Below are 13,599 nucleotides of genomic sequence, written 5' to 3'. Positions count from 1 at the left end.
TCTTGAGCCCCCACCTCGCCGGGACACGCGTCCCGAAGATGGACACGTGGGCGCGGCCGGATCAAGCTCGGCCTCGACCGAACCCGCCCGGGAAGCTACCAGCCGAATTCCATCTGAATGGGGATGCCGTCCACGATTTCGGTCTGGGCGTGTGGAGCCACTCCGATCGACACGCCGAGCTGGGTGGCGATGGGCGTATACAGGTCGGTGGAGACCTCTGGGGTGCGCAGGGAGACCAGGAGGGCGTAGCTGACGGGCAGGCCGATGCGGTCGTTGCGCCTGTTCGCCTTCCACCAGCCTCCGACGGGGTAGACGGCGAGCGTGCCGCAGTCGGCGAGTTCGGCCGCCGATCCGCGCCAGATGTCCGCGTGCAGGGAGCCGAGATTGCGGGCCCGGGGGCCGACCAGCCACCTGCTGTTGGACTCGAATGCCCTGGGGTTGCCAAGGCCGTCGCTCTCGTGTTCGGCCTGTTCGGCCAGTCGCCTCTGGAAGGAGTCGCTGGATTCGGTGGAGCCCTTGATGGCGAAGCGAAGGCCGTGCGAGGCGTAGCTGTAGCGGCCGAGCATGCCGCGCCGGCCGGGATTGGGCTCGATCATGTAGGCGAGCGTCACCCGCAGGTCGACGGTGGTCTCGGCCAGGTCGCGCAGTTGTTCCAGGGGCCACGGCAGCTCGTGCAGCTTGAGTTCGGCCAGGCGAACCTGCCCGCCCTTGACCTTGTACGGCACCAGGGTGTTCTGGACGATCATCGTGACGGCGTTCGAGGCGCTGCTGCGGATACGCTCGGCGGTGGGCATGCCCCACCCGTACCGGCGGATCACCTGTCGCATCACGTCGCCCTTGGCGAGTTTGGGGGCGCCGGTCTTCTTGAACAGGCCCTGCTCGACCATGGCCGGGGTCCACTGGGCTTCGTGCACGAGAAGAGCGCGAACAGTCTCCGGCCGCAGTCCGGGGTAGGCGCTCATCGCCGTGGCGGCGAGCGCAGCCGCCTGCGCCGTGGCAGCGCTCGTGGCGTTCGTCCAGGTCAGCTGACGCGCCGGGTCGTGGTGGGTAGTCGCCACGCTCACCAGATCGTGTGCGTCCAGGATGCTGTCGTCAGGGGCGACGAGCATGTTGCCGCCCTCCAGAACGATGTCGGGCTTGGTGATGGCCGCGTTGGTCAGCGCCACCGAGGTCCGGCTGAAGGGGGACAGAGCGCCCGGCGCCGCCAGCGCACGGTATCCCCGGAACAGGGCGGAATCGGGGACGGCATCCATATGCGTGCACGCCCCGACGGTGAGTACGTTGTGTGCCTGGGCGGGTTCCTCGATGCGTGACAGGTCGGACAGAAGCAGCGGATCCAGCGTGCCGTCGTCGCGGCGCATCTGGTGGGGGACGGCACCGCGGATGTTGCCGGCGCTGACGATGATCAGACGTGAGGCTTCGGGATCGGGTGCTCCGATCAGTTCGATGCGGTCGTCTCGCACGATGACGTCCGTGCCTGCCGCCAGGGCGTCCAGTGTGGCTGACCACAGGGTCGCGGTGCCGTCTACGCCGTTCTCCCCTTCCCCGGACTGCCGGGTGACAGCCATCGAGAAGACCCGTCCGGACGGTGCGGGGCCTCCGTTGCCGATCTCAGCGGTCGCGACCGCGTTCGCGGTCGTCTCCGCACAGCTGCGCGGGGATGGGTCGGGTGTGTGAGCGTCGTTGAGGATCTTCACGGACTCAAGGCCGTGACCGAGGACGACGGGGCCTTGTGATTCAAGGGCTGCCGCGAAGTCCCCGAAGAGGGCGAGCCCGGCCATCTGCGTGCCGTGCCCGATCCGGTCGGCCGGCGTGCTGCCAGGAAGCACGCTGTAGGCGCGCTCGTGCAACGCGGGCTTCAGCAGGGCGTGCTCCTGGGCTATCCCTGTGTCCAGGATGCATACCGCCGGGGACTCCGGTGCGGCCGGCTCGATTCGCGCGGCGAGATCCTTGACGAGGCCCACGCGGAACTCGCGGTCGACGGCGTAGAGGCCCTCGGCGAAGGTAGGGCTGCGGATCTCAGCAGGGCAGCCGTTCGTGGCCAACAGGAACGCCAGCTCGTTACCGGTCGTCGCGACGTGTGCCACCAGGCGTTCTCCGACATGGATCGCCCGTTCACTGACCCGCCAGCGACGCTCTTCGGCCAGGGAACGCAAGGTGGCAACCGCCGTCGGCGAGATCCGCGGATCGAACCACAACTCCCACCACCGCTCCTCGTCCAGCGGCGGCAGATCCTGCCGCTCCTGCCAGAGGTGCTCCAGCAGAGCCCGCTGGACCTGTTCCATATTGGCCACCAGCAGGGCCTGCTTGGGGTTGCCGCCGGGGGTGTTGTCCGTGAAGTCGGCGATCCGCTGGGTGAACGAGGCGACTTTGTCGAAGGGGATCCAGACCAGCGCGTCCTGCTGACTGTTCTCGGTCTGCGGGTGGCTGCTCATGAGTGTCAGGCCGGATGCGTCCAGGCGCTCCAGGCTCAGAGGGTGGTCGCGAGCCGCCTCGATACGCACCGCGAAACCGTCAGGCTGGCGGTCCTCGGGCGTCTGCTGCATGAGCTGGGTCGCCTCACGGCGGGCCGTCTCCAGCCCGTCCACCAAAGCGTCGGCGTGCCCCTGCCGGTCCGTGTGCTGTACCAGGTCCGGACCGCTCCCGCCAGCAGCCTCGGAGCGCGGCGTGAAGGTGGCGGCCTCCCAGGGCACGATCAGGTGCGGACTGAGCCGTGCGGAAGAGTCGGGCTCAGGCATGGTGGGAGGCGTTCCGCTCGCTCAGGGCTTCCAGCAGCAGCTGTTCGTCCACCACGTCCCGGTCAGCCAGGATGGCTCGTTTGGCTGCTGCTTCCGCCGCTTTGACCAGCTCGGCGTGACTCAGGCCCGATGCACGTTCTGTCACGAGGCCCCACCGTAGTGTGCTTGTGTCCATTCCGGCTAGACGTCGCTGCAGCACCTGTACAGCTTCCTTCCCGGTGGGAGGGCCGTAGGTGGCGATCATGTCGAAGCGGCGGAACAGAGCCTGGTCCAGAAGCTGGTGGTGGTTGGTGCCGGCCACCACGAGACTCTCGGAGGGTGCCTCATCAAGAAACAGCAGGAATGAGTTGAGGATCCTGCGGGCTTCGCCAACGTCGTTGCCGGCCGCCCGTTCGGCTCCCAGAGCGTCGAACTCATCGAACAGGTAGACCGCACGGGTCTGAGCCACGGCGTCGAAGACCAGGCGCAGTTTGGCGGCGGTCTCGCCCATGAACCGGCTGATCAGACCGTCCAGGCGAATGGTGAACAGGGGCAGTTTCAGCTCTCCGGCCAGGGCCGCTGCCGTCATGCTCTTGCCCGTCCCAGGAGGCCCGGACAGCAGAATGCGGTGCACCGGGGTAAAGCCGAAACGCTCCAGCCGTGCACGCTGTCGCTGTTCGTGCAGCACGCGATCCAGCGAGGCACGCAGTCCGGCGTCCAGGGTCATGTCGTCGAGCTGGGTGTCCGGATAGCCTGCAGTCAGGAGACTGGTCAGCTCACCACGGGGCTGCACCACCGGGGTAGCGGCACGCTGGGTGTCTGGCTTTCCCTGCCTCTGTTGGGCGGCCTCGACCAGCTCGCGCAGCTCTACGGCGAACTTTCCCTGCCCCTGGCGGGCGGACTTCGCTGCAACTTGCAGAGCGACGCTGTAAAAGAGGTCATCGTTGGCTTCGGAGTGCGCCCGCACAAGAGCTTTCAGGTGATCGGCGTTCGCCGCCATACGCCTGTCACCCTCCGATGTGGACTGCCTGTTAGAAGAGGTATACCCAAATCAGCGGGCCCCTGCGCCTGCATCGTACGGCCCTGGGCTCCAGGCTGCTGCCCGGATCCACCACTGGCCGGGATGTCCGAATGAGCGGATCGCGGTGCCAGAACCCGCGCAGCCTGCTGGCCTGGGATCTATCTGTAACCCAGGCGGCGGCAGGTTTGTCTGCCGGTGATGCCCGAATCATGTATGCCGAGCAAGGGCTGAGTGCAGGCAACCTAGGTGCTCGGCGCTCTTCTCAGACCCCGCGTCCCCTCACCCCCTTAGCCTGTCTCCGGATCGAGGATCTGCCTGCGAGAAGCGAGCGCTTGCTCCGAAGATCCGGTTCTGGCCGACGGCGCTGTGCCACTCGCCGCCCCTCGGATGGGGCAGGAGGCGGATGGTCCCTCCACGGCTGCGTGAAGGGCGCGCCGAACTTCCCGTTTGGCCCGGGGAGTGCACGAGCGGGACTGCACATTCACTGCAAGGGGTGGTTTGGTCAGTTTTTCCTTGCTCGTCTTGAGTGGAGGGAGCACGGTTTCGGGTGCTGGGCGAGTCAGTGAGGACTGCCGCTCGGCGCACGGAGCCCGCAGCGGTGAGGTCCCTAGGCGGAGCACGCGCCGGTCCGGACGGATGGCTGACGCGGATGGCCGTGGGCTTGTTTGCCGCAGAGAGCGATACAGCGGCTGCCTCGCTCTGGGCACTAGCTAGCAGAGAAGGTGTGGGTGGCCAGCGTTTTCCAGAAGTACAAGCGGGATGTCCGGGATCCGAGCTATCCCTGCGAACGTCCAAGGTGCGGCCACAGGTGGACGGTGCGATATCGGGAGCCGGGCGGCAGGCGGGGTCGGCAACGGGAGAAGTCGTTCTCTCGGAGGGTGGGCCCGGATGGTGCGGACGCCTTTGTCGTCCACGTCGAGAACGACAAGAAGGCGGGCACCTTCCCGGACCCCGCTCGGGGAACCGTGCGCCTGCAGATCTGGGCACAGGACTGGGTCGAGAGGCGAGCCATCGGTGACACGACTCGCCGCAACTACGAGGGCTTCATTCGCAACCACCTCGTGCCGCGCCTGGGACATAGGACTCTGGTCAGTCTGGCGCGACGCGACTTCGAACAGTTCGCCAAGAGCCTGCACGGATCGGGTGCGAGCCTGGCGGCTTCCACGGTCAACGATCGCATGCTCGTGGTGGCCGCCATGTTGGAGGCAGCCGTAGTCGACAAACAGATCCCGGACAACCCCGCACGAGGGGTTCGGATATCCCGAGATCCCGACGCCGACCGAGGTCGACCTCATTGCGGCGCATATATCGCCGCAATACCGGCTCGCGGTCTATCTGCAGGCGGGTACTGGCCAGCGTCCAAGCGAGGCCCTCGCCTTCTCCACCGAATGTCGACGGTCCGGATTCGTCAGGATCCGTTGGCAGGTCAGCGCCATGGCCCACCGTGCGGACTGCCGCACGGTCTTCGTGCCGCTTAAGAATCGGACGGAGGGTGAATATCGCGACGTCCCGACTGCCCTCTTTGTTGATCAGGAGATGGAGGCTCATCTGTCGACATGGAAGCCGGTGCCCGTGATCTTCATCGGGCAGAGGGGCAAGCGGCGCAGGCTTGAAGCCTTCTTCTCCCCGCGTTCCCACGGCAAGAGCACGATGCCCACCGCGTCCACCTACGGCTACCACTTCAAGAAAGCGTGCCAGTCGGCGGGCCTGGTCGGCGCGGACGGCGAGGCGGCATGCACCCCTGGCAGTCTGCGGCACTTCTTTGCCTCGACCGCCTTGGCCCACGGTGTCCCGATCCACGAGGTGTCACGCTGGCTGGGCCACCGGTCGGTCAAGACCACGATCGACATCTACGGGCATCTGCTGCCGAGCGCCTGGGGCCGCTGCCGCACGGTCCTGCAGAACGCGATGCGGTCGACACCCCTCATCGAGGCGGACCCGACTGAGGTGCTGACCGGATCCGGCGTCAGCACGCAGGTGACGGGTCGAGGGGCTGCCGGTGAGGCGCCTGAGCTGCACGGTGCTGGGATAGAACTCCCGTGCTGGGATGGTGCTGGGATGGACACCCCAGAAACCACGTTTTCGCAGGTGGGGGCTCTGCGCCAAACGTTCCGCTTCAATCTATGAATTCCACCACTCTGGTGAACCGGACTGCGTGGGGCCGTCGTTGAGGCGTTGACGGCTACTGTCCCGGGCGACCGCCCTCAGAGCACCGGTCGGACGGTGCGCCCCCCGGACGGTGCAGGTGGACCGTCCGGGGGCGGTCAGGCGGGCGGGTGTGATGGGCCAGCTGGCGGCTCTGGGGTCGGCGCGGCGCGTTCGGGCGGGGTGTCGGTCGGCCGCAGGCATCGGAGCGGCGGCGCCACCCTCTTCCCCGAAGCGCGGCCATCGAGGACACCCTCGTCGAGTGCGTACGCGAGTGAAGTCCGGTTGTGACTCAACGGTTCGCAAGGACAAGGGGGCGAGTGGTGGCGGGCTGGTCTGTCTCGCATACGGTGCCGTCGGCGGGATGGGTGCCGCGGATGAGGGCGGCGTCAACTGCGCGAGTGACACAAGAGTTGGTGCCGTAGGAGCCGTGTCCGACTCCTTCACGCGTGAGCAGGACCGCAGAGTCCAGGGTTCGGGTCATGTTCTCGGCCCAGTGGTGGGGGGTGACGGGGTCCAGTCGGCCTGCGACCACCAGCGCCGGGGGCGTACCAGCGCCTGTGAGCGGCTTGGTGACGCGGTCCTTGTTCGGCGCGGGCCACCGAGCGCAGTTCAGGGCGGAGTAGGCGGCCCGGGTCCCGATCCGCCTGGCCTCGGTAACGGCCTTGGTGGCCGCGGCCTGGTGCGCGGCGATACCGGCCGGGGTCTGCCAGTCGGCGCAGCGTACCGCGGTGTGGGCTTCGAACATCGCGGTCGGGACAGGGAAGGGAGATACCGTGACGCTGCTCCACAGGGTGTACAGGGGTGCGCCGTTGCCGTCCCGCGCGGCCAGCAACGCCGAGGTCAGCAACGGCCAGGTGTTCTGTTCGCCGGCCAGGGCTCGGGTGGTCTCAAGGGCCATGGCGCCGTCGAGTTCGCCGCCCGGGGTGGCGCCCTTGACGGGTGCGATCTTCAGCGGCTTCGCTTCCAGCGTGTCGATCAGTGCGTCGAACGCCGCCTGCGGGTCTCCCGCTCCGAACGGGCACACCGCGGTCCCTTCGGTGCGGCAGGTCTTGAACCAGGCGTTGAGGGTCCGTTCGCTTGCCACGGCGACGTCGTTCTGGAAGGGGAGGGGGTCGCCGAACCACTGGTTGGTGTCGACGGGCGCGTCGAGCACCATCTGGCGGACGCGGTGAGGGAAGAGGGTGGCGTACATCGGGCCGACCACGGTGCCGTAGGACAAGCCGTAGTACGTGATCTTGTCCTCGCCGAGCGCGGAGCGAACCTGGTCGATGTCGCGGGCAACGTTGTCGGTGGACAGGCTGGCCAGGAACTTCTTGCTCTGGTGCTCGGCGCAGCCGTCGGTGAACGTGGCGGCATCGGCCAGCAGCCGCGGCAGAGGCTTGCCCCCGGGGACGGAAGGGTCGAAGTCGGTGCCGGCGGCCTCGGCTCGCTGCTCGTCGGTCAGGCAGCGAACGGCCTGCGATTCGCCGACGCCGCGCGGGTCCATCGCGATGACGTCGAATTTGGCGAGCACCGCAGGCGAGAAGGCGCCCGGAGTGCCAGCTGTTTTGGGTAGATTGCGCAGCGTTTCGGTGGCGGAGACCCCGGGCCCGCCCGGGTTGAAGATCAGGCTGCCGATGCGGTGGCCGGGATCAGTGGCCCGGTGCCGCATGACCGCGAGCGGGATCTGCGCGCCATCAGGCTCGGTGTATTCCCGCGGCACCTTGATCGTGGCGCATTCCAAGTTCTTCCCGCACTCGCTCCAGGTGAGCGGGTCCGGGGACGGCGCGGAGGCCGACGCGCCCGCTGCGGACATGCTGCGCGGCCCGGAGGCGCCGGACGAACATCCCGTCAGGGCCATGAGGGCTGCGGCGAATGCCGCCCCGTACTGGACGGCGGCCCGTGGCCTCAACTGGATCATGATCATCTTCCTTTCGTCCTACGTGTGTCATTCCATGCGGCCGGGCCATGCCGGTCGCGCAAGAAGCCGACCGGAGGGGGTTGACGTGGCCGTGCCTTCCTCGCTTCGAGGGGTCAGCGATCAGCGACCGGCCGCGTCGAGCAGAGGGGAGTACCGCAGGCGGAGCGCGCGCTCCATGCTCGCCAGAACGGCCCCGCCCCCCAGGGCGAGGTTCAGCCAGAGCGGCAGGTGTATCGGAGATTCGAACGTTCCGACCCGCTGTGTGACGGGAGGAATGTGAGAGACGGGCTCTGCGAGCTGCAGCAGGTTCAGGCCCACACCGATGACGAGCAGCAACACCGATCCGATGCCGATCGCCCTGCTCGGTCCCGGATGGCGGGCGTCGAAGCGTGCCCGCCGTCCCTCCGCCGAGGCCGGGTCGGGCGTGAGCTGCTGCGGCTGTCCGTCCAAGGGGCGGTAGTGGCAGCGTCTGATGCCGTAGTTGCTCATCGCCACCTCGATGACACCCCCGTCGACAGGGAAGGCCGCGGGCAATTTCGACTCGGCCATGTGCCTGCCGTCCAGGAACAGATGCGCCCGGATCTTGCTGTTGTCCAGCCGCGCCCAGTGCCGTACGTCGACGGCGTACAGGCGGGCGTGCCCGTCGGTGCCGGGAAGCCGTAGCCAGAACAGGGAGCGCAGAGGGAGCTGCCACCGGCGGAACCGCCGCAGTTGCCTGCCGTCTCCCGGCTTGAGGCGCTTCGATGCCGCCCGTTGCTTCCAGGTCATGCTCCGTCCCTCCTTCACGCATCGGCCGCACCCTCACTAGTACAGCGTGTTAGAGAAACGCTAGCACGCCGTACTAGCACGCTGTACTAGTACGGCGTGCTAGTACAGTAGGGAGGCTGGGGAGAAGAGAAGGAGAGCGGGGCATGGAAACACGCGAAAAGATCCTCCAGGCCGCTGCGGAGATGATCGCCGAGGACATGACAGCGAAGCTGAGCGTGCGAGCGGTCGCCGCGCGTGCGGGAGTGAGCACCGGCTCGCTGAGGTTCCACTTCCCCACCCAGCGCGCGCTGCAGGACAGCTTGCTCGCGCGGATCTACGAGCACCTCCTGCCCGGCGACCCGATCCTGGACCGGACTCTGCCTCCGCGCGAACGGCTGCTGAACTGCCTGCGGCAGGTTCTCGCACCGCTCGGCACCAACGAGGACGCGCGAACCGCATGGGGCGCGATGTACCGGACCTTCATCGAGCCCGAGCCGACCGGACAGGTACGCGCCGCATACCTCGGCCATGCGCGGGAGGCGGAGCGCCGGGTCGAACACTGGCTGACCGTGCTCGCCGAGGAAGGCGCACTGCCCCCGGGAGACCGCACCCGCAACGTCAGGTTCCTTCTCACCGTCCTCAACGGACTCTCGGTCGAACGCGCCCTGCCCACAGGCGAATCCGTCCTCATCTCCGAGGCCGAGACCCTCAACGCCGCCGTCGACCACGTCCTCTCCACCGGCCCCGCGCCAACCGCCGGACCGACTCGGCCGTGAACCGGACCAACCGCCCCTCCGCACCGGTTCCACCCGACGGGTGGGGCGCGGGAGCAGCACGGCCGGCAGCAGGCCGAGGATGTCGGCGACGACGCTGCGTTGGCGGACCAAGAACTTCCTGCCGGCAGAGCGTGAAGACCTCCACCGCGGGCGTACCAGTTCTTGCGGCAGGCAGTTGAGCCGGGGGACGACTCCGGCAGGCGTTGAGTGCCACTCGTGCGGGCGGACGTCGGTGTCCGCCGTGGCGGTGACGCACGCCGTCGCCGCCAGATCGGCCCCGGTGAACTGCGCCCGGGTCATGCCGGTCACGGACATGAGGTCGAAGGTCTGCACGGGCACGAGAATCTGGCCGTCGGCGTACGGCGGGACGGAGACGTGTGTCGTGTGCCGGGCCCACGCGTTCAGGACTCCTGTCCGGAACTGCGGTGGCACAAGGACCGTAAACACATGCACTTCCGCGCGACCTCGCACCTGGGATGCCGATTCACGAAGTCTCGCGCCGGCCAGGGCACCGGTCGGTCAAGACCACGATCGACATCTACGGGCACCTCCTCCCTAGAGCCTGGAGCCGCCTCCGCGCAGTCCTGCGGCACGCCATGCGGCCGGTGCCCCAGGAGCCGTCGGTGCAGGTTTCTGTTGCCTGTGGTGCTGGATGTGATGGATGGAGCCCGACGGTGCTGGATGGGTGCTGGATGCGCTCACCCGAAGGAACGTCTCCGCAGGTGGGAGCGCCACATTGAACGTTCCGCTTCAACGCGTAGCGGTTGACGCGTCACCACGTCGTCGATCTGGTGAACGTGCAGTTCACAAGGGGTCTGGCTCTTCGGGGGCGGGCCCCTGTTTTTCCGCGCCGGGATGGTGCCGGGGGAGTTGACCTCTCGTCCCCCCTCGTCACCGTGCCCCGCCCCTACCGTGCTGGGGCCCCGGGGCGAGCTGTCCCGAGGTCGGCTGGACACGCTGATGAGTCGTCATGTCGCCTTCGCGTGGCGAAGTTTGTCCCGGCGGACACCATCAACTCGTCCCCGGGCGAGAATTGCGGCGGCGAAGCTCCGCGGCTGAAGCCCGAGGGCTGAGCCTCGGGAGAGTCTCCGGTCCTCAACTCGTCGCGCCGCCCGTCCCGCGGACCGTGGAACGCGAGGCGGTGACCGGCCGTGGCGGCGGGGAAATCCGCCTCCGCCCCGGCCGGCCTGGCGACGTTGCGAAGCGTCCACGGATCGACGTCTCGCAGTGGGGCGTTGTCCGCGAGCGGCCGGTTCCATCCGTGCCACTCCTGCAGCGTGCCGACCCAGTTGGGCAGGGCAGGGCGGGGCAGGGCAGGGCGGGGGCGGGCGACGGTGAGGGCCGCTCGGTCAGTGTCAGAAGGCTCTTCTGCACCAGCGCCAACGCGTCCGGCCGCCCCGGGACGGGACTTGGGCCGGGGCCGTCAGGGCATCTCGCCGCTCATCCGCTGTTGCAGCTCCCACAAGGACCTGAAGAGCCCCGGCTCCTGGGTGAGCTGCTTGTAGGTGCCCTCCTGGACGATCCGGCCCTCGTCCAGGACGATGATCCGGTCGGCGATCGCCACGTTCGTGAGGCGGTGCGTGATCAGCAGGATGGCCCGGTCCTTGGCCAGTTCGCGCAGGCCGGAGAAGATCCGGTGCTCCGCCCGTGCGTCGAGGGCTGCCGTCGGTTCGTCCATCACCAGCAGGGCCGCCTGCCGGTGGAAGGCCCGTGTGAGGACCAGCCGCTGCCACTGGCCGCCGGAGAGCTGCTGCCCGCCGAACCACTCGCTGGTCAGCAGGGTGTTCAGGCCGGAGCGAAGGCCGGGCAGCAGCTCTGCGGCGCCGGACGCCTCGCACGCGGCGAGCAGCGCCGCGTCGCCGGTGTCGCCCTGCCCGAAGGTGATGTTGTCGCGCATCGTCAGTGGCAGATACGTGAACTTCTGCGGGACCAGCGCGACTTGCTGCCACGCTCCCCAGGGATCCAGCTCCGCTGTGGAGGCGTGGTCCCAGGCCACTTCGCCTCCGGTGGGCAGCAGCAGTCCGCACAGCAGGCGGGAGAGGGTGGATTTGCCGGAGCCGTTCTCCCCGACCAGGGCCACGATCTCGCCGCGCCGCACGTGAAGTGAGACGCCGCTGAGGCTGTCCTTCGGGGCGCCGTCGTAGCGGTAGGTGACGTCGCGGACCTCGAAACGCTCCGGGACCGCGGAAAGTGCCGCGTTGCCGCGGGAGTCGGCCATGGCCTGACCGTGGGCGTTGTCGAGGAAGTTCTGCCAGTCCTGTACGTACCAGCCGGTGCGTACCAGGCGGGCCCCGCCGTTGATGATGCCCCGCACCGAGCTGGTGGCCGTCTGGAGGGCGAAGACGGCGCCGCCCCCGGCGGCCAGGCTCATCCGGCCCGAGGCGAGGAGCCACAGCAGCGCCGCCCACACCGCGGCCGAGGCGATTCCACCGGCGACGGCACCGGCCAGCCCCATCCGGGCACCCGTGTTCGCGGCCTTGCGCTCGGCCGCGTTGACCGAGGCGGCCAGCTTTCGGTACCGCTCGATCAGGAAGGGGCCGGCCAGACAGGCGCGCATCTCCTCGCTGGACTCCGTGTAGGCCATGTGCCAGCGCAGCTTGCCCAGCATCCGGCGCCGCCCGGACGTCTCCAGACCGGCGAGGTAGATCACGCGCGCGGAGCGGACGTAGGCGGCGGCCTGCGGCAGGCACGCGAGGAAGAGGAGGGGGAGGAGCAGCGGGTGCAGAACCGTCAGGACGGCCGCTCCCGCCGCGAGCGTCGCCGTCGCCGCGAGTACGTCCTGCGCCTCTTCCACGAGGTCGGGGGTGACCTGGGCGCCGCGGTCCGCGATGTCGTAGGCGTCGTTGTAGCCGGGCTTGTTGTTGGCGGCCAGCTCCGCGCCGAGCGCGGCCTCCACCATCGTCAGCTCCGCCGCCCGGCCGAGCACCGGGCGCAGACGCCCGGTCAGCCAGACGACCGTGATGCCCAGCAGTGCGCGCAGGCCGGTGGCGGCGGCGATGACGGCCAACCGCGGGGCGGCGTCCCACAGCCGCTCGGTGATGTCGCCCGAGGCGATCAGCGCGGTGATCGTTCCCGTGACGGCCAAGAGGCTGAGGGCCGCGAGGACACCCGTCCCGATCTGGCAGACCAGCAGTCCGATGGTCGCGCCGCGGTCCACCCGCCAGGCCATCCGTACGGAGCGCAGCACGAGAGAGGGCAGTCGCCGCGCCATGGTGCGGGAGGTCAGCAGCGATCCGGCCTGGAGCCGTGACGTGTCGCGGTAGAGGTATTCCTCCTCTCGAACACTCGCCTCCTCCGGTTCGTCGTCCCGCGAGGTGCCGTTCGGTGGCTGAGGCGGCTGATCCTGTGTGATGGGCGAGGTCATCGTTCCCCCTATGACGGTCGCAGCGGCGGAGTCGTGAGGACCAACGACCCAGCGGCGATATCGAACACACGTCATTCGGTCGTGCTGGGAGGCCCGCGATCGCCGCACGACGGGACCCTTCGGCCCCTGGACCCCTGGTCCGGCTCGGAGCGGCTCCCGACAGGAGATGGCCGAAACGCCGACAGCGCCGCGTGGCGCCGCTCCGGGCCGCCCGCGCGTCCGGTGCTGCCGGTGGTGCCGGTGGTGCCGGTGGTTCCGGTGGTGCCGGTGGTGCCGGTGAGTTCGGGGTGCGCCGCGGCCTTTGAGGGGGCTGGTGTCAACGGGTGCCCAGGCGGCGGCCTTCGAGGAGCGCGGCCAGGGCGTAGGCGCCGCCGCCGGCGACGGTGAGGATCCAGAAGAGGGCCGGGGTGCCGACAAAGAGGGCTGTGGTGGAGATCAGGGTGAGCCAGGCGCCCAGGCCGTAGTGCAGGAGGTTGCGGCGCGCGGTGCCTTCTGCGAGGTAGAGCAGGCCGACGACGAGGCCGGAGGCGGTGGGCCAGAGCGCGGCCTGGATGTCGGGCGCGTCGACGGTGTTCGTCAGGCCGGTGACGGCGAGGAACAGGGCGGCCAGGGCCACGACCCAGGCGGCGCCGAGCAGCTTGCCGGTGAGGATGTCGCCGGGGTCGGTGGTGGTGCGCTGAGCGCGCCCGGCGGCGATGGTCGCGTTGACGGTGCCGGCCGCGAGCCCGGTGCCGAGGAGCGTCATGGGCAGCCAGTCGGGCAGGTCGAGCAGCGGGGTGGCGCCCTGGGAGAGCGCCGCGGCGCCGTGGCCGAGCAGGTAGGCGAGTCCGAAGCTGAGATAGGTCGCACGGCTGTCGACCTCGCCTGTCGGGCGCGTGGCGGCCACGGTCTCGGGGGCGAACGACGCGGCGCTCTCCCAGGGCGCC

At 68.9% G+C, this 13,599-nt stretch carries 8 protein-coding genes; 2 read left to right on the top strand and 6 right to left on the bottom strand.

The genetic code is table 11. The features are described 5' to 3' along the window. Positions 1-95 precede the first annotated feature (95 nt). Both DVH02_RS00045 and DVH02_RS00040 read right to left on the bottom strand, forming a co-directional pair. Positions 96-2,738: a S8 family peptidase gene (locus tag DVH02_RS00045; RefSeq protein ID WP_114621570.1), complete on the bottom strand. Its 2,643-nt coding sequence runs from the start codon at positions 2,736-2,738 to the stop codon at positions 96-98. Beyond that, a complete protein-coding gene (locus DVH02_RS00040; RefSeq protein ID WP_114621569.1) occupies positions 2,731-3,717 on the bottom strand; it encodes an AAA family ATPase in 987 nt (328 codons plus the stop codon). The genes DVH02_RS00045 and DVH02_RS00040 overlap by 8 nt, the downstream gene beginning before the upstream one ends. Positions 3,718-5,004: 1,287 nt before the next feature. Here DVH02_RS00040 and DVH02_RS35830 point away from each other — a divergent pair. Next, positions 5,005-5,865 (top strand): site-specific integrase, encoded by an 861-nt coding sequence (locus tag DVH02_RS35830; protein ID WP_325051310.1) that lies wholly within the window; start codon positions 5,005-5,007, stop codon positions 5,863-5,865. Between the two features lie 310 nt (positions 5,866-6,175). On the opposite strand, the gene DVH02_RS00025 is transcribed toward DVH02_RS35830, so the two are convergent. Beyond that, complete coding sequence (locus DVH02_RS00025) at positions 6,176-7,786, bottom strand: alpha/beta hydrolase (RefSeq protein ID WP_114621615.1); 1,611 nt, start codon at positions 7,784-7,786, stop codon at positions 6,176-6,178. Between the two features lie 120 nt (positions 7,787-7,906). After that, a complete protein-coding gene (locus tag DVH02_RS00020; protein ID WP_114621566.1) occupies positions 7,907-8,554 on the bottom strand; it encodes a hypothetical protein in 648 nt (215 codons plus the stop codon). A 143-nt stretch (positions 8,555-8,697) separates the two neighbouring features. On the opposite strand from DVH02_RS00020, the gene DVH02_RS00015 reads away from it, so the two are divergent. After that, complete coding sequence (locus DVH02_RS00015; protein ID WP_114621565.1) at positions 8,698-9,309, top strand: TetR/AcrR family transcriptional regulator; 612 nt, start codon at positions 8,698-8,700, stop codon at positions 9,307-9,309. A 1,423-nt stretch (positions 9,310-10,732) separates the two neighbouring features. Here DVH02_RS00015 and DVH02_RS00010 read toward each other — a convergent pair. Next, positions 10,733-12,673, bottom strand: a complete 1,941-nt coding sequence (locus DVH02_RS00010; protein ID WP_114621564.1) for an ATP-binding cassette domain-containing protein — start codon at positions 12,671-12,673, stop codon at positions 10,733-10,735. A gap of 316 nt (positions 12,674-12,989) precedes the next feature. Further along, on the bottom strand, positions 12,990-13,599 hold a 610-nt coding region (locus tag DVH02_RS00005), incomplete at its 5' end, for an ABC transporter permease (protein ID WP_407697569.1).

The sequence above is a fragment of the Streptomyces corynorhini genome, assembly GCF_003346515.1.
Lineage (GTDB): Bacteria > Actinomycetota > Actinomycetes > Streptomycetales > Streptomycetaceae > Streptomyces > Streptomyces corynorhini.
Note: the sequence above shows the minus strand (reverse complement) of the source record. Positions and strands in the feature narration are given on the sequence as shown.